Source organism: Bradyrhizobium cosmicum (assembly GCF_032290525.1).
GTDB classification, from domain to species: Bacteria; Pseudomonadota; Alphaproteobacteria; order Rhizobiales; family Xanthobacteraceae; genus Bradyrhizobium; species Bradyrhizobium cosmicum_A.
On record NZ_JASXTA010000025.1, the window covers coordinates 14,604 to 31,871 of the forward strand.

General features: G+C 64.7%; 13 protein-coding genes and 1 pseudogene. 5 read left to right on the forward strand and 9 right to left on the reverse strand.

Annotated elements, in window-relative coordinates:
• Window positions 1-15: 15 nt before the first annotated feature.
• Both QSV46_RS32650 and QSV46_RS32655 read right to left on the reverse strand, forming a co-directional pair.
• Entirely contained in the window at window positions 16-1,230 is a 1,215-nt protein-coding gene (locus QSV46_RS32650) for a hypothetical protein (RefSeq protein ID WP_314961140.1), read from the reverse strand.
• Between the two features lie 2 nt (window positions 1,231-1,232).
• Window positions 1,233-2,600 (reverse strand): APC family permease, encoded by a 1,368-nt coding sequence (locus tag QSV46_RS32655; RefSeq protein WP_314961142.1) that lies wholly within the window; start codon window positions 2,598-2,600, stop codon window positions 1,233-1,235.
• A gap of 320 nt (window positions 2,601-2,920) precedes the next feature.
• Between QSV46_RS32655 and QSV46_RS32660 the strand changes: the two genes are divergently transcribed.
• Window positions 2,921-4,255 carry an alpha/beta hydrolase gene (locus tag QSV46_RS32660; protein ID WP_314961144.1) on the forward strand — a complete coding sequence of 445 codons (1,335 nt, stop codon included), beginning with the start codon at window positions 2,921-2,923 and terminating at the stop codon, window positions 4,253-4,255.
• Between the two features lie 41 nt (window positions 4,256-4,296).
• On the opposite strand, the gene QSV46_RS32665 is transcribed toward QSV46_RS32660, so the two are convergent.
• Both QSV46_RS32665 and QSV46_RS32670 read right to left on the reverse strand, forming a co-directional pair.
• On the reverse strand, window positions 4,297-4,686 hold the full coding sequence (locus QSV46_RS32665) for a hypothetical protein (RefSeq protein ID WP_314961145.1): 390 nt from the start codon (window positions 4,684-4,686) through the stop codon (window positions 4,297-4,299).
• A 93-nt stretch (window positions 4,687-4,779) separates the two neighbouring features.
• Window positions 4,780-5,952 (reverse strand): MFS transporter, encoded by a 1,173-nt coding sequence (locus QSV46_RS32670; protein WP_314961147.1) that lies wholly within the window; start codon window positions 5,950-5,952, stop codon window positions 4,780-4,782.
• Window positions 5,953-6,138: 186 nt separating this feature from the next.
• Between QSV46_RS32670 and thrS the strand changes: the two genes are divergently transcribed.
• From thrS to QSV46_RS32685, 3 genes are all read left to right on the forward strand, one after another.
• Window positions 6,139-8,181, forward strand: coding sequence for a threonine--tRNA ligase (gene thrS / locus QSV46_RS32675; protein ID WP_314961149.1), 2,043 nt, complete (start codon window positions 6,139-6,141; stop codon window positions 8,179-8,181).
• 93 nt (window positions 8,182-8,274) lie between these two features.
• A complete protein-coding gene (locus QSV46_RS32680; protein ID WP_314961151.1) occupies window positions 8,275-8,838 on the forward strand; it encodes a nitroreductase in 564 nt (187 codons plus the stop codon).
• A gap of 63 nt (window positions 8,839-8,901) precedes the next feature.
• Entirely contained in the window at window positions 8,902-10,170 is a 1,269-nt protein-coding gene (locus QSV46_RS32685; RefSeq protein WP_314961153.1) for a serine hydrolase domain-containing protein, read from the forward strand.
• Here the strand turns inward: QSV46_RS32685 and QSV46_RS32690 are convergent.
• The 4 genes and pseudogenes from QSV46_RS32690 to QSV46_RS32705 form a co-directional block, all read right to left on the reverse strand.
• Window positions 10,156-12,618: a putative bifunctional diguanylate cyclase/phosphodiesterase gene (locus tag QSV46_RS32690; RefSeq protein ID WP_314961155.1), complete on the reverse strand. Its 2,463-nt coding sequence runs from the start codon at window positions 12,616-12,618 to the stop codon at window positions 10,156-10,158. The genes QSV46_RS32685 and QSV46_RS32690 overlap by 15 nt on opposite strands.
• Window positions 12,619-13,734: 1,116 nt before the next feature.
• On the reverse strand, window positions 13,735-13,929 hold the full coding sequence (locus QSV46_RS32695) for a hypothetical protein (RefSeq protein ID WP_172783801.1): 195 nt from the start codon (window positions 13,927-13,929) through the stop codon (window positions 13,735-13,737).
• A 304-nt stretch (window positions 13,930-14,233) separates the two neighbouring features.
• A pseudogene (locus tag QSV46_RS32700) lies at window positions 14,234-14,356 on the reverse strand (aldo/keto reductase); the annotation flags it as partial.
• An 11-nt stretch (window positions 14,357-14,367) separates the two neighbouring features.
• Window positions 14,368-15,438: a hypothetical protein gene (locus QSV46_RS32705; protein ID WP_314961158.1), complete on the reverse strand. Its 1,071-nt coding sequence runs from the start codon at window positions 15,436-15,438 to the stop codon at window positions 14,368-14,370.
• Window positions 15,439-15,677: 239 nt separating this feature from the next.
• On the opposite strand from QSV46_RS32705, the gene QSV46_RS32710 reads away from it, so the two are divergent.
• On the forward strand, window positions 15,678-16,715 hold the full coding sequence (locus tag QSV46_RS32710; protein ID WP_314961159.1) for a patatin-like phospholipase family protein: 1,038 nt from the start codon (window positions 15,678-15,680) through the stop codon (window positions 16,713-16,715).
• Here the strand turns inward: QSV46_RS32710 and QSV46_RS32715 are convergent, their stop codons facing one another.
• Entirely contained in the window at window positions 16,716-17,144 is a 429-nt protein-coding gene (locus QSV46_RS32715; protein ID WP_314961161.1) for a CBS domain-containing protein, read from the reverse strand.
• Window positions 17,145-17,268: the final 124 nt, after the last annotated feature.

Here is a 17,268-nt window from a genome sequence, read left to right on the forward strand (position 1 = left end):
GCCTCGGCAACTAGGCTAGCGGAACCAGTAGAAGCGTCCCGGCGGCGGCGGGATCGGCTCGGGCGGACGCGGCCGCTTCGGACGCGCCGGCTTGGGCGGCGGGTCAGCGGATGAGGTTGCCTCCGCGGCCGGCGCGGTCTCGGTTCCCGGCACCCTCACCGACAGCAGCAAGTTCGACTCGTTCATGCGCCAGCGATAGCCGACGCCGAAATCGATCGGCTGGGCGCGCGTGAACAGTTCGGCATAGCGCTCCTGGTAGCGGCCGGGGAATTCGCTGATCGGTCCGAGATAACGGCCGAACGGGAAGAACCGCCATTGCCGCGCGCTGTAGTTCGCTAGTGGAATGCCGGAATCGTCCTGGATGATGGTCGCGCTGTTGGCGAGCAGCCAATCGCGGGCGACGGTGAAGTTGCCGGAGTGCAACAGATAGGACGCGCTCTTGATCAGGCTGTTGCCCGGACCGAGCGTCTCGCAGAACTTCAGGAAGCCGGCTGCGCGTGCACCGGAATTGGAAAGGTCGGTCGAGAAATAATACAGCGTGCGCGCTTCCCCGTCGGGGCCGGCGAAGGTGATGCGGACGCCGCGCGTGGCGTTGGGTCCCGGATTGTCGTTGCCGACGTGCATCCCGCCCTTGTCGTCGAGCGCAATCATCTCGACATTGCGGATGGACTTGCCGGAGCGGACGAGGAAGACATAGAGAATCGGCAAGGTGCCGTTGACCTGGTTGGCGTGCAGGTCGACCTTCATCTGCTTGGTGATGAAGAAGGAGAAGCTCAGGATCGAGCCGAGCGAGCGCTCGACGTTGTAGAGCGCGGCGCCGACCGAACCGCGCGGCAGCCGCGTCAGGTCGGGCACGGCGCCGACCGGCTCCAGCGCACCGAGCACGTAGGTGCTGGCCTTGGAATAGAAAGCGTTGGCGTAGAGGAAGTCCGGGCCGCTGAACAGGTAGAACATGGTGGGCCTGGGCGCGGCCAGATTGACGTCGGCCCATTGACGGATCTTCGAGATCTGTCGCTGCTCGAGCTGGGCGAAGGCGCCGTCAAAGAATTTTGCGTGGCGCTGCCAGCCGGGATCCTTCGTCAGCGGCATCAGGGGCGAGTCCGCCGATGGCTGCATGCCCGCGAGGAAGCGCGCGGTGTCGTCGAAGGTGACGTCGGCCGCACGCGCGGACGAGACGGCGCCAGCCAGCAGGGCAAGAGCGACGGCCGCAATTCTCATGGGTCGGAACATGTCTATTCGCGATTGTGTAACGTGCCAGCGGCGACCGGCCGCCTGCGGAAAACAGCATAAATCAACAGGCCCGAGAGCATGACGAGCATCCCCGACAGCGACTGAACCGGCCGCTCGGTCAAAAGGTAGTACATCATGAAGGCGGTCACGAGCAGGAAAAGGAGCGGTGTGAAAGGGTATCCCCAGGCCCGATAGGGCCTGGGCAGATCGGGATCGGTGATGCGCAGCTTGATGACGCCGGCGACCGTGAAGAACGAGCAGAACAGCAGCGCGAACTGGATGAAATCGAGCACCGCCTCGAAGCTGCGCGTGAACAGCAAGAGATTGGCGACCGCGAGCTGAAACAGGATGGCATAGGCCGGCGCGCCGCTCACCGACCGCTTCGAGAACACCCGCAGGGCCGGAATGTCCTCGCCCATCGTCATCATCACGCGGGGGCCGATCCACATCATCGCACTGATCGAGGAGATCAGGCCGAAGCAGATCATCGCGCCGACGATCCGGCCGCCGAGACCGCCGAAGATGGCGCTGCCGGCAACGCTGGCAACGTCGAGCTGACCGGCGAGCGCGCCGACCGGCGTCGAATAGAGAAACACCGCATTCAGCCCAACGTAGAGGACGAGCACGATCAACGTGCCCGCGAGCAGCGCACGCGGCAGGTCGCGCTGCGGCATGTTCATCTCGCCGATGATGTAGGTGGCGGCGTTCCACCCCGAGAACGAATACATCACGAAGACGAGTCCGATCGCGAAGGGCGCGCTGACGATATGAGCGAGATCGCCCGGCTGCGGCGTGAAGGCGATCGGCTGCGGCACGCCGATGACGAAGCCCGCAACCAGGAAGGCGATGATCAGCACGACCTTCAGGATGGTCGAGATCAGCTGGAAGGTCGAGGAATGCCTGACACCAGTCAACTGCACGAGCGAGACCAGCCACACCACGCCGATGGCGAGCGGGATCGACGGCAGATCGGGCACGACCGATTTGGCGTACTCGCCGAACGCCATCGCGGCGAGCGCGACGGGCGCCGCAAAGCCCACCGTCGCCGAGACCCAGCCGGCGAGAAAGCCGAAGGCAGGATGATAGGCGCGACTGAGGAAATTGTATTCGCCGCTCGAGCGCGGAAACATCGCCCCGAGCTCGCTGTAGGCGAACACTCCGCACAGCGCGACGATGCCGCCGACGGTCCACAGCAACAGGATCGAGAAGCCCGACGGGATGTCCTTGACCTGAAAGCCGAGGCTGGTGAAGACGCCGACCCCGATCATGTCGGCCACGACGATGGCGGCAGCGACCAGGGCGGAGACCCCCGCCCCGCTCCCGGTTAGCCAGCCAGTCCAGGGCGCGGTACCCGCATCTGATGCCATCATCGGGGTCCTCAACCTCAGGAGTCACGCCTCGCGGGAGCATCGGGCAGTTTGGTCCAGTCAATTCAAGCAGGGTTAACAAGGGTTAAATGAGGCGGGAGAAATAGGTAATTTGACACCTGTTATGCATGCTCATGGGCAATAGACTTGAACAAGCACCGGAAAATCCCGTTTCCCTCACCCACAATCAGGACACGATTGCGTGGTCCCTTTGAGCGTTCCGGATGTGGGAAGTTTCTCCGGACGCTTAACGTCGCCTAAACGCCGGTCGGCTCAATTGTCTTAAAGATTGCCGATGGGTCGTGACTTGGGGTCATGGGTGGATGGTCGGGGCCGTTCCAGAACTGAGAGCTGACACGCGTGCCGACCGGACGCCGTCTGGTGCGCGCGGTCGTGCGCTCCGGATCGGCCTGATCTCAGCCGTGGTGCCGCTGTCGCTGGCGCTGGTTCAATGCGGCAAGGCGCCCAACCCGGCGGCGCTCGCGGCGAACTCGCAGGCTAACGTCCAGGTAGTCGCCAAAACCAATCCGCAAGCCGCCAATCAGCAGGTCGCAAGCGGCGACACGTTCGAGGATCGCTTCCCTGCCCCGCAATTCAAGGAGCGCTTCCCCTCGACGGGCGAGAGTCTTCTGCAGCGGCAGATGTCGGACTTCTCGCCCAAGCGCGCCGTGCAGCAGCAGGGCGAGCAGGCGCCCTACAAGGTCGCCTCGCTTGCGCCGCAAGTGCCCTACCAGCGTCCGCCGCGCGAAGACCTGACGACGCTCGTCGGCATGAAGTCGTCGGCCTTCCCCTATTTCGGCAACAACCCCGCCTCGGACGCGCCGTTCCTCAACATCTCCAAGGGCGATCGCCGCGGTCATCGCAGCTATTCCGGTCGCGTCTACTGGCAGGACGAGACCTACAGCGACAGCCGCGTGCTGATGCACGTGCCCGAACATTTCGACGTGCGCAAGCCGGGCGTGATCGTGGTGTTCTTCCATGGCAATGGCGCAACACTCGAGCGCGACGTGCGCGACCGGCAGCTGGTGCCGCAGCAGATCACCGAGTCCGGCGCCAACGCCGTGCTGCTCGCCCCGCAGATGGCGGTCGACGCCGCCGATTCCAGCGCCGGCAAGTTCTGGCAGGCCGGCGGCTTCAAGCGTTTCATGGAGGAATCGGCCAACCACCTCGCCCGCGTCACCGGCGATCCCAACAGCGCCCGCGCCTTCGCCAACATGCCGATCGTCATCGTCGGCTATAGCGGCGGCTTCCTGCCGACGGCCTGGAGCCTCGAGGTCGGCGGCATCAGCGACCGCGTCCGCGGCGTCGTGCTGCTCGACGCCGTCTATGGCGAGATGGACAAGTTCGCTTCCTGGATCGAGAGCCACCGCTCCGGCTTCTTCGTCAGCTCCTACACTCGCTACACCGCGCGGCGCGACCGTGAGTTGATGAGCATGCTCAGGCAGAAGGGCATCAGCGTCTCCGAGGACATGGATGGACCCTTGCGCCCCGGCAGCGTGGTGTTCGTCGAAACCGGCGACGGCATCACCCATCGAGACTACGTGAACCGCGCGTGGACGCAGTATCCGCTCAAGGACGTGCTGGTGAAGATGTCGGCGACGCCGGCGCTGGCGCTGACGCGCGTGGCCGCCACAACGCCATCCGCATCGAGTCGCTGATTGGACGCAGTCGTGACGCGCGGAGCGTCCGGTCGTGTCGCTCAGGTTTTCGGCAGCTTCGGAATGCTCTCGGCGAAACCATTGAAGCAGGCCAGCCGCTCGTCCTCCTCCTTGAAGAAACGGCAATCGGCATAGCCCTTGGCCTTTGCCGGCTTCGGTTTCGGCGCCGGCGGGACTATGGCGTCGTAGCAGTTGAGGCGGTCCTTGGTGCCGTCATCGAGCTCGAGGCAGGACTGGAGCCGCGCCGCGATCGACTGCGGCTTGCCCTTCGGCCCCGGCGCCGCGGTGGCGGCCGCAGCCTTGGTGCCGTCCTTGGTCCCCTTGGGCTTGACCTGCACCAGCGGCTTGTCCCCCACCATTGGCGGCTTGTCGGCTTGCGCAAACGCGGAGGCTGAATAGAGCACCGCGGCAACTGCCAGAATCATCCTCATTTCAGTCAACTCTCTTTGGTCCCCATGCCTCGCCTTCTAGCCCTCCAGCGCGCCGTTTGCCAAGCGCCTTGCGCACAGGAAAAGACGCCAGCTTCAGACCGAGGCAACAGCCGGCCGGGGCCGGGTCAGGATCACCAGAAGCAGCGCCAGCACGACGAATCCGACCGCGACGAAGCCGAGCGGATGCAGCAGCTCGCGAGCGAACAGCAGCCCGCCGATGGCGGAGCCGACAGCCTGGCCGATATAGAGGACGGAGGTGTTGAGTGCGACGGTCGCCGATGCAAGCGGCGGCGCGGCCGCGACCAGCCGCACCTGCTGCATCGAATTGGTCGAGGCAAAGCCGAGGCCCCAGATCGCGACCGCGCCCGCCATCAACACCAGGCTCCCGGCACCGAGCGCCCAGCCCGTGATGCCCGCAAGCAGCAGGCAGGTGAACAGCAGCGAGGTTCGGTAGGGTCCCCAGGTGTCGACGATCCGGGTCGCGATGACGACCCCGAGGAAGCCACAGACACCGTAGGTGCCGAACACCATGCCGATCGCATCCGGGCTTGCATCGGTCAGCTTCTTGAGCAGCGGGCCCATGAAGGTAAACACCACGAACTGCCCCGACATCTGCAACATCGTGATCGCAAGCAGCAGCAGGATGGTCCTGCTGCGACCGACCGCGCTCCAGGTCTTCAGGTCGACGGACGTGCCCTTCAGGCCCGCCGGCAAGCGCAGCAGCAGCAACAGGAAGCTGATACAGCCGAGTACGCCGATTTCGCCGTAGGCCGCGCGCCAGCCGTAGCGGCTGGCGATGAAGGTGATCAGCGGCAGGCCGACGGCGGCAGCCAGCGACCAGCCGAGAAAGATGTAGGCGATCGTGCTGCCGCGCCGCTCCACCGGCACGATCAGCGCCGCAGTGCCGGCAGCCTGCGGCGTGTAGAGCGCGCCGACCGCGAGCATCACGAGGCGAATGACGAGCAGGCTCGTGTAGTCGGGCGCGAAGGCCGAAGCGAGATTGCCGAGCGCGAGCACCGCAAGCGTCGTGGCGAGCAGCGTCCGCCGGTCGATGCGGCTGGTCAGCCAGGCCGTCAGCGGCGAGCCGATGCACAGCGTGATCGCGCCGAAGGTGATCAGGAGTCCTGCCGCATGAATGCTGACGTCCAGCCCTGTCGACAATTCGGGCAGCATGCCCGCCGGCGCCAGTACCGAGCAGCCGGTGACGAGGTTGCCGAGCATCAGGGCGGTTGGCGCGAAACGGCCGGTGGCGGATGGATTTTCCATGCAATTGCATCTAGAGCAGACGCGCGGCCGGTTAAAGGGCGCGGCTCGAAATAGTTGAAGCGCCGCCCCGGCTTTTGCGCGCCACTTTCTTGGAAATGCCGGATTGCGCAGGCCGAATCGCCTGATATATCGCTCGTTCCCGCTTACCTGCGCTCGTTCGCAGGAGTGAGCCTCAGGAGAAAAGCAATGACCGAACAGCCCAAATCCGAATCCGGCTTCCAATACAGCCTCAGCAATTTGAAGCCCGTGAACCCCTCCGCCAAGGTCACCCTCACCTTCCCCAACGGCGCCCGGCGCGAATACGACAAGAACATCACCGGCCTCGATATCGCCAAGGGCATCTCGCCCTCGCTGGCCAAGCGCACGGTCGCCATGGCGCTCGATGGCGTGGTCGCCGACCTCGACGATCCCATCGAAGCCGATGCCAGGATCGAGCTGATCAACCGCGACGACCCGCGCGCGCTCGAGTTGATCCGCCACGACTGCGCCCACGTGCTCGCCGAAGCCGTGCAGACGCTGTGGCCGGGCACGCAGGTCACCATCGGCCCCGTGATCGAGAACGGCTTCTACTACGACTTCTTCCGCAATGAGCCGTTCACCCCGGAAGACTTTGCCGCGATCGAGAAGAAGATGCGCGAGATCATCGCGCGCGACAAACCCTTCACTAAGGAAGTCTGGGACCGCGAAAAGACCAAGCAAGTGTTCCGCGACAAGGGCGAGGCCTTCAAGGTCGAGCTGGTCGACGCCATTCCCGGCGACGAGCCGATCAAGATCTACTACCAGGGCGACTGGTTCGACCTCTGCCGCGGCCCGCACATGACCTCGACCGGCAAAGTCGGCAATGCCTTCAAGCTGATGAAGGTGGCCGGCGCCTATTGGCGCGGCGACAGCAACAACCCGATGCTGACCCGCATCTACGGTACCGCCTTTGCCAAGCAGGAGGACCTCGACGCCTACCTCAAGCAGATCGAGGAAGCCGAAAAGCGCGACCATCGCAAGCTCGGCCGCGAGCTCGACCTTTTCCACTTCCAGGAGGAAGGCCCTGGCGTGGTGTTCTGGCACGCCAAGGGCTGGACCATCTTCCAGCAGCTGATCGCCTATATGCGCCGCCGCCTGGCCGGCGACTATAGCGAGGTCAACGCGCCGCAGATCCTCGACAAGTCCCTGTGGGAGACCTCCGGCCATTGGGGCTGGTACCGCGAGAACATGTTCGCGGCGCAGTCGGCCGGCGACGAGGCCGAGGACAAGCGCTGGTTTGCGCTCAAGCCGATGAACTGCCCCGGCCACGTGCAGATCTTCAAGCACGGCCTGAAGAGCTACCGCGACCTGCCGCTGCGTCTCGCCGAGTTCGGCGTGGTGCATCGCTACGAGCCGTCCGGCGCCATGCACGGCCTGATGCGCGTGCGTGGCTTCACCCAGGACGACGCGCACGTCTTCTGCATGGAGGACCAACTTGCCGACGAGTGCCTGAAGATCAACGACCTGATCCTGTCGACCTACGCGGACTTCGGCTTCACCGGCGATCTCACCGTCAAGCTCTCGACCCGGCCGGAGAAGCGCGTCGGCACCGATGCGATGTGGGATCACGCCGAGCGCGTGATGGCGACCGTGCTGAGCCAGATCCAGGCGCAGAACAACCACATCAAGACCGAGATCAATCCGGGCGAAGGCGCCTTCTACGGACCGAAGTTCGAATACGTGCTGCGCGACGCCATCGGCCGCGACTGGCAATGCGGCACCACACAGGTCGACTTCAACCTGCCGGAGCGGTTCGGCGCGTTCTACATCGACCATGACAGCGGCAAGAAGGCGCCGGTGATGGTGCACCGCGCGATCTGCGGCTCGATGGAGCGCTTCATCGGCATCCTGATCGAGCACTATGCCGGCAACTTCCCGCTCTGGCTCTCGCCGGTGCAGGTGGTGGTCACCACCATCACCTCGGAAGCGGACGAGTACGCCAAGCAGGTGCTGGAGCAGGTCCGGCGCGCGGGGCTTCGGGCCGAGATCGATCTTCGCAACGAGAAGATCAACTACAAGGTCCGTGAGCACTCACTGGCAAAAATCCCGGCGCTGCTGGTGTGCGGCAAGAAGGAAGCCGAAACGCAGTCGGTCTCGGTGCGCCGGCTCGGCAGCGACGGCCAGAAGGTGATGACGACGGCGGAGGCGCTCGCCGCCCTGGTCGACGAAGCGACCCCGCCGGATGTGCGGCGGGCTCGCGGCGCGGCCTGATCCTTGAAATCGATCTAAACCCGCTTTCGATTGTGGGCGTGCATGCCTATCTCGGCAGGGCACGCCCGACGACCAGCCGAAGAGGATATCGCAGTGCCCGACGCCATCGAACTCCTGAAGACCCGCCGCTCGGTCAAGCCGCGCGAGATGACGGGCCCCGGCCCCTCCCCGGCCGAGCTCGAGACCATTCTCACCATCGGCGCGCGCGTGCCCGACCACGGCAAGCTCGCGCCCTGGCGCTTCATCATTTTCGAGGGGGATGCGCGGCAGCGTGCCGGCGAGGTGATCGCCAAGGTGTTTGCCCGCAAGAATCCCGGCGCGCCCGCGGCGGACGTCGAGATCGAGCGAAAGCGTCTCACGGATGCGCCGCTGGTGATCGGCATCGTCAGCTTCACCAAGCCGCATCCGAAGGTACCGGCCTTCGAGCAGGAATTGTCGGCGGGCGCCAGCGTCATGAACGTCGTCACGGCCGCGACCGCGCTCGGTTACGGCGCCTGCTGGCTGACGGGCTGGTTCTCGTTCGATCGCGGCGTGCTGGAGGGTCTCGGGCTGAAGCCGGACGAGAAGCTTGCCGGCTTCGTCCATATCGGCACGCCCACCAGACCGAGCGAGGACCGTCCGCGACCGGTCCTTTCTGAAATCGTGACACGATTTTAATCGAAGGCTTGTTGACGCCCCCGACGTCTTGCGGCTTTGTTCCCCGCCAGGGAGGAAGCCCGGATGAAACGCCGCGAATTTCTGGTCGGGGCCGCGTTGCTGGCCGGCACGATGGCGCGCAGCCGCGCGGCCGATATTCCTGCTCCGTCGCCCGACGGGCTCGACCGCATCACGGCGTATTTTGATAACGAAGTGGGAAGCGGCCGGCTGCCGGGCGCGGTGATCCTGGTCCAGCAGCACGGCAGGCCGGTCTATCTCAAGACCTTCGGCGTGCGCGACACCAGCACGGGCCTCGCCATGACGCCCGATACCATCTTCGCGATCCACTCCATGACCAAGCCGATCACGTGTCTTGGCGCGATGATGCTGATCGACGAGGGCAAGCTTGCGCTCGCGGATCCGGTGTCGAAATACATCCCCCTCTTTGCCGATACCAAGGTGGGCCTCGAGGTCACCAATCCCGACGGCACGCTGAAGGTCGATCTCGTAGCCCCGGTCCGTCCGGTCAACATCGAGGATCTGCTGCGGCACACCTCGGGCATCAGCTACGACTATATCGGCGGCAAATGGGTCGAGCAGGCCTACAAGGCCGCCAACATCTTCGAGGGTCAATTCAACAACAGGGAGTTCGCCGAGCGCATCGCGAAATTGCCGCTGGCGCGGCAGCCGGGAACGCTGTGGCGCTACGGCCATTCCACCGACGTGCTCGGCAGCGTCATCGAGATCATCTCGGGACAGACGCTGTACGCATTCCTCAAGCAGCGCATCTTCGATCCACTCGGCATGAGCAACACGAAGTTCGCGCTGGCAACGGAGGACGAGCTTGCGCGGATGGCGCGGCCGCTGCCGAACGATTTCATCCTGCTCGCAGGCGAGCGCGACCGCCTCGACCATCCCGAATGGCAGTCCGGCGGCGGCGGCCTGCTCTCGACCATCACCGACTATCAGCGCTTCTCGCAGATGCTGCTCAACGGCGGCGAGTTCGAGGGCAAGCGTTACCTCAGCCCGGCGGCGTTCAAGGCGATGACGACCGATCACATCGGCCCTGGCTCCGGCGTCGGACGCGACTATTTCTATTTTCCGGGCGACGGTTTTGGCTATGGCTACGGCCTTGCGGTGCGTACCGATCCCGGCAACGCCAAGCCGCCGCCGCCGGGCTCGCTCGGCGAGTTGAAATGGGACAGTGGCAGCGGCACCTATTTCGGCGTCGATCCCAAGCTCGACATGGTCTACCTGATGATGCAGCAGACCCAGAACGAGCGCAGCCGCATCACGCCCGCGTTCAAAGCACTGGTCTACGACTGCTACCCCGAGGGGCTACGCCGCCCGTGACGCGCGCTGGCCGAAATCGGCGAGTAGTTTTGCGATCTCGGCGGCCGGCCGCGCCGCACTGAACAGAAAGCCCTGCACCTCGTTGCAGCCTTCGGCGCGCAGCCAGTCGAGCTGATCCTCGGTCTCGACGCCTTCCGCGGTCGTGGTGATGTTGAGACTGCGGCCGAGGCCGGAGATCGCACGCACGATCGCAACGCAATCCGGCCGCTGCGCCAGGTCCTTGACGAAGGAGCGGTCGATCTTGATCTTGTCGAAGGGGAAGCTGCGGAGATAGCTGAGGCTGGAATAGCCGGTGCCGAAATCATCCATGGAGATGCCGACGCCGAGCTCGCGGAGCTGATGCAGGATGGCGAGATTGGCATCGGTTTCGGCGAGGAAGATCGATTCGGTGATCTCGAGCTCGAGCCGTTTCGGCGACAGGCCGGACTGCGCCAGCGCCGAGATCACGACCTGAACCAGATTGCGGCTGCGGAATTGCGCCGGCGACAGATTGACCGCGACCTTGACGTCGGAAGGCCATCTCATCGCTTCGGCGCAGGCCTCGCGCAGCACCCACTCGCCGAGCTGGGTGATCAGGCCGATGTCTTCGGCGACCGGAATGAATTCCGCGGGCGAGATCATGCCCTTGTCGGGATGACGCCAGCGCAGCAGCGACTCGAAGCCGGAGATGCGATCGGACGCGATCGAGATCAACGGCTGGTAGTGCAGCTCGAACTCGCCGTTGGCGAAGGCGCGGCGCAGATCGAGCTCCATGCCGCGGCGCCTCTGCGCCTGGAGATCCATCTCGCGCTCGAAGAAATGATGCATGCCGCCGCCATCGGACTTCGCCCGGTACAGCGCCATGTCGGCATTGCGCATCAGCTCTTCCGGCGTCACGCCGTCGCCCGGTGACAGCGCGATGCCGATGCTGGCCCCGATCACCATCTCCTGGCCGTCGAGTTCATAGGGCGCCTTCAGCATGTCGATCAGCAAGCTCGCGCAGGCGCTGGCCTCGTTCGGCGAGGCGTCGGCGGCGAGGATCACCGCGAACTCGTCCCCGCCAAGCCGGGCCGCGAGATTGGCGCCGCGCACCGCGGTGGTCAGGCGTTCGGCGACTTGCTTCAACAGGCGATCGCCGGCCGGATGCCCGAAGGAATCGTTGATGTTCTTGAACAGGTCGAGGTCGATATAGAGCACGCCGACCCGTTTTCCCGCGGCCTGGTCGAGCGCCTGCTTCAGGCGCTGCTGGAAATATTCGCGGTTCGGCAGGTCGGTGAGCCCGTCATGGTGCGCCATGTGGGCGATCCGCGCCTCGGCCTTGCGCCGCTCGGTGATGTCGACCACCGCGACCAGATAGCCGTCGCGATCATCAAAGGCGACGCGACGGCCGAAAGTGAGCACCTCGATCTCGCTGCCGTCGGCACGCAAATGCCGCCAGTTGCGCGAGGAGTGATAGGTGTCACCGATCCGTTCGAGCGCCTCGGCGTGGCTGTCCCACTCGTCCTCGGGCCAGATCTCGTGCAGCTTCATGCGCAGGAAGGTGCCGCGGCCGTAGCCGTAATGTTGGACAGCAGCGTCGTTGACGCTGAGAAACTCCTTGGTCTGCGCGTCGAACACCCACATCGGCATCGGGTTGTTGTCGAACAGCAGGCGGAACGAGGCGTCGCGCCGCTTCAGTGCGGTGACGTCGGAGATCGTCAGCGAGACCACGTCGGCGAAGGCGGTGGCGCTGAGCCGGAGGTGACGTCCATCGTTCTCGATCTCGATCTGCTCGCCGCGCCCGCCCGAGACGGCCCTGAGCAGGAACTTCATGATATCGGGCGACGCGAGCAAATTGTCCCCCTCGCCGATCCGACGCCATAACAGCTCCGCGCCCGCCGCCTTCAGCAGCAGCTCCGCGCTCTTGTTGTGGTGAACCACCTGAAGATCGAACGGCTTGCCTTCGGCATCGCGCAACGCCGCCAGCGAGACCACGGCGTCATCGGTCGATGAGAAAATCGCGTCGAGCAGATTGTACTGCGCGCCGCGCTCGTTGACATAGGCGCCGACCAGCGTGGCGCCCCAGCGCGAGGAGGTCGGCAATGCCAGCAGATCGTAGGTCCTGACCATGCCGTCGCGCACGCAATGCGCACTGGCCTGGTGCGGCCGTCCGCTCTTCAGCGCGTTCGCGACCGCTTCCGACAGCGCCGTGGCGCAATCGGGCGACAGCTCCGCGACCGGAATGTCCCAGCGCTCCTCGCCGAGCCATTTCTGCACGTAGCGTCCGCTGCGCGACAATTCGAGCCTGCCGTCGTTCTTCAGCAGCGCGATGTGGTCGGCGAGCCGTCCGAGGCTGCCGAGCATCACGTCCTCATAGCGCGGCAGCCGGTCGCCCGGCTTCAACGCGGCACGCCATTTGCGACGAAGCACCGGGATGTCGTCGAACATTTCGGCGGCCGGTTTCCCCGGCATCTTCTTCGCGGCACTCATGGCAGTCCCCAACGCACTTTCCCCGCGCATCCAATGCAGATGCGCTTAATGCCGTGTAAAAAGGACGCAAGCGCGGGTTCCATTCGGCGATTATGACAGTTTTAAGTCGGGTGTTGGTTAGTGGGTGTTAGAGACTATGACAGTTGAGCGAATGCGCCGAGCGCATCAGCGCACGAGCTCGCAGTTTGGGCGCTCAACTGCATCAACGCCGTCATTGCGAGCGCAGCGAAGCAATCCAGAGTCTCTCCGCGGCGACAATGTCCATTCCGTCATCCTGAGGTGCGAGACTTGCGATGCGATCGCATCGCAAGTCGAGCCTCGAAGGATGAACGGCCCAGATGCAGCCGGGCCATCGCCCTTCGAGGCTCGCCGAAGAGGCGAGCACCTCCAGCGACAACCGCTTCGCGGTTGCGCGGGGGTGACGGTGATGGGCAAGCGCTCGCCCCATGATCACTGTCAGACACACCTTCGCAACCTCGCGGCTCATTCGCCCCAGCTTTGCTTGGTTGCTCACCCTCCGATGAAAGAGGGCGCAGGGAAGACCGGGTGCCGGCTGGCACCCGCGGTCCACTGTGCGACGTTGCAGTCAAAAAATTTGCACAGCGGCATACAGGTGAAGCCATAACAACCGGCCTTCCCTGCGCAGTGGTTTTACGGCTTATGTCGTGATCTCCCCGGGGAGCGATGCACTATTGCCCCCGTCGCCTTGCAGATAACTGATGCGCCCGCCCAGTTGGGCAGTACACATCACCACAAGACTTGACGCACAGACCCCGGGCGTCAGGACCACACGATTTTGCCGTACGCAAGCCACACCGGTCGTGTGCGCGACCTCCTCGCTCACGGTTGCCCGCCCTGCGAAACCCTTCGCGCCGATGTAACTGGCGTCCACCGCCGTCCGGCCCGCGTTCGTGACGATCGCGATACGCCCCTCTTCCTTGGGCCGGGTTGCGCGCAATATCCGCCTATTCCGAATTTCTGTAAAGGCGAATATTTTTGGCGCCACGGATTGACCGAGAATTTGGGTGTTTTGCCCGACGGGCAACGCAAGCTCTTGTAGCCGAATGGAGCGCAGCGCAATCCGGCCACGGGCTCAACGGCGGTCGCGACGCGCCGCTAGTCCTCGCTGGAGGCCGCGGAACGGTTGCGCAAGTGAGCCTGCGACAACAGGAAGAACAATGCGCGCTCGCCCTGATACTTGGCGGACGGCCGCGTGCGCTCGAAGCCATCGGCAAATACCTTGCCGGACTGGTCGCACACCTGCCACCGCCAACCAAACCGCTTACGCCTGGTGAGGATCACTTCGAACATGCCGACGGGCTGGGTCCCTGCTCCTGCCGGTCTCGCAAGCGCGCGCCTGCTCCTGGCCTCCCCGTTTAGGGGATGTCCGACATATAACCCAGCAGGACGGAAAGAGAATAAAATTGATTATCGGAAACGCGTATCATGCACCGGTCTTGTTGCACCAGCTATGGCGAGTCGCGACGCTTCCGGAATAAGTCCATGCTGCCGGTGTTTCTCGACGCCTTCAATGCTGCCTGGTCGCGCTTACAGGAGTATTCAAGTCAAAACACAAAACGAGATGCCCGGTAAGCGAACGCTCACCGGGCATTCATTTGCGTGCGCTGGATGAGAAGCGCGGTACGATGTTGCGGAAGTCGCTCGCATCGGACGTCGTGCTCTCTGTGATGGCGCCGGTAAGAAAGCCCTGGCCGAGCGGGCCGAACGGAGCGAAGCCGCGACGCAAAATCACCGCGCGACGACTTCGACTTCGCCGTCGACGCCGTTCACGACGTTGAAGCCGCGCTCGTAGACCTTGCCCTCGTTCTTGGCGATAGCGCGGTATTCGCCTTCGGAGAGCACGACGCGCGGGAAGGCGCCGATCGATTCCTTGATAACGTCGCCGCCCGGGGTCAGCACCGACCAGGCGGTGTTGGCGAGCGCCTCGCCGCCCCTGTCGCTGACGAGCTTGAGCGTGATCACGGCGGCGCGGTGGGTGATGGTGACGTCGGTGAGCTTGCCGGCCTGGACGCGGATGTCCGAGCGCACCAGCGAATTGGCGTCGCCATAGTTGGAGATGATGTAGTAGGTCCCCTCGGGTATCAGCACGACGTCGCCGGCGGCGACGTTCGGCACCAGCGAGGCGCGCTCGCCGGACTCGAACTGGCTGCCCTTGTAGATCGCGAACGAGATCTGGTTCTGCGGAATGCGACTGGTGCCGACGCGGCCCTCAATGCGCAGGCCCCCCGCAGGCAGCACAAAGGATTCGCGGTCGGTCTCGGCCTTCAGGCTGACGGTACGCACCGCGCTGACAAGGCCAAAGGCAACGTGCACGACGTAATTGCCCGGCGGCAGCACGATGTTGGGCGTGGCGTTGCGGTCCTCCCGGATCAGCTTGAAGGTGCCGTTCTCGTCGGGACGGTCGGCGAACACCCGCCAGACCAGGCCGCTGGTGATCGCGGGAGAATCCTTGCCGTATTTCGCGGTCAGCGACAGCACCCCCTGGCCGGGCACGGCCGCGTTGAGCGGCGGGGCCGCCGGCACGGTCGAGACCGCGGGGGGCGGCATGCTGGGAGTACTCGGCTGGAGCAGGGTCGGCGGCAGGCTCGGAGGGCCAGCGGCTTGGCCGGAGGGCGCCAGTTGAATGGCGTTACCGGGATCGGGCACCGATGCCGGGGGCACCGGCGGCGGGCGGTCGGAGAAAAGCTGCGCCTGCGCAGCATTTTGGCCGAAAGCACACAGACAAGCAGCAAGAATCAGCGCCGGCAGCAGCCTGCCGCTGCGCCGCCATCCGACGATGCCGTCACCCCCGCGTGTCATGCCACCTGCTTTTCACCGAAAACGCGGCAAATTCAAGCCTCTGATACCCGGGGAAATGCGGCCCGAACGTTCTTTGGAACCCGGTTGACGCCTGCGTGATTAGACGAGAGGCAACCGGCTCTCGCCACACTCCTGCCCCCAGCTTCCAGAACGGTATGAACCATGCTTGGCTCGTTCTGGCGGAGCGGAAGTACGGTGCCTCCTCTGGTGTGAGGGCTGGCCCGGGTAGGAGAGATTCGGTGCTGGATATCTTGAAGGGTCGGGGCACGAACGGCTCCAATGGTGAGAAAGTTGGGCTGGGCAGCATCCGCCGGCCGGTCATCGGCCTTGCGCTCGGCGGTGGCGCCGCCCGCGGCTTCGCCCATATCGGCATCATCAGGACCCTGCTCGCCAACGGAATCGTGCCAGACGTCGTGGTCGGCACCTCGATCGGCGCGGTGGTCGGCGGCCTCTATGCCGCCGGCCGGCTCGATACGCTGGAAGAATGGGGCCGCAGCCTGCAAGGCATGCGCAACATCCTCGGCTATCTCGACATCCGCCTCAACGGCTCGGGCCTGATCGGCGGCGAAAAGCTGGCGACCCGGCTGGAGGAAGCCTGTGGCCAGACCCCGATCGAGGACCTGCCGATCAAGTTCGCCGCCGTCGCGACCGAGGTTCGCACCGGGCACGAGATCTGGCTGACGCGCGGCCGCGCGGTCGACGCGATGCGCGCCTCCTACGCCCTGCCCGGCATCTTCTCTCCGGTCCTGATCGGCGACCGCTGGCTGGTCGACGGCGCATTGGTGAACCCGGTGCCAGTCTCGGCCGCCCGCGCGCTCGGCGCCGAAATCGTCATCGCCGCAAATCTGTCCAGCGACATCTTCACCTATTCGACGACGGTCTATTCGCACGGCGCGATGCCTGAACCGGTGATCCCTGTGACCGAAGAGACGACGTCAAAGCGGCGCTTCCCGAGATTCTTCTCGCCCGAGAAGACGGTCAAGCGCGAGTTCTTCGGCGGCGGCAGCGCCCGACCCGGCCTCTCTTCAGTGATGGTCGACGCCTTCAACATCATGCAGGACCGCATCACCCGCGCCCGCCTCGCCGGCGATCCGCCGGATCTGCTGATCACGCCGCGGATCGGCCAGTTCGGCTGGTTCGACTTCCACCGCTCCGAGGAACTCATCGCCTTGGGCACCCGCGCCGCCGAGCGTGCACTGGACTCCATCCAGGAGGCAATCCATACGCTGGCACCGCCGCCCGAGGGCACCGCGCCCAAAGCCGATCAGCAGGGCTGATCAGGCAGTCTTGATGTAGTCGCGCAGGGCTTCCTGCTCGGACTCGTATTCCTGCACCCGACGCTTGACGATGTCGCCGATCGAGATCAGGCCGACCACCTTGCCGCCATCGACAACGGGCAGATGGCGGAACTTGCCGGTGGTCATCATCTCCATGAGTTCGGCGACCGTGTCGGTTTCCTTGCAGGTGACGACCTTGCGGGTCATGACCTGAGACACCGGCTCCTCGAGCGCGGCGGCGCCGCGCTCGCCGATCACGCGCACGATGTCGCGCTCGGACAGGATGCCTTCCAGCCGGCTCTGGTCCATCACCAGCACCGCGCCGATCTTCTTCTCACCGAGCAGTTTGATCGCGGCGGCCAGCTTCGCGTCCGGCTCGACGCTCATGATCTGGTGGCCCTTGGTATTGAGAATGGAACGTACCGTCATTGTCGCCTCCCTGAATCCGAGCCGTCCACCTTTGGCGGTCCGGACTTGTTCGCGAGTCTTCAACTAACAGTTTCAGCGCCGGTTTCACGCTCGTGCGCTTTGCGAAGCATCGCCGCTAGCAGCT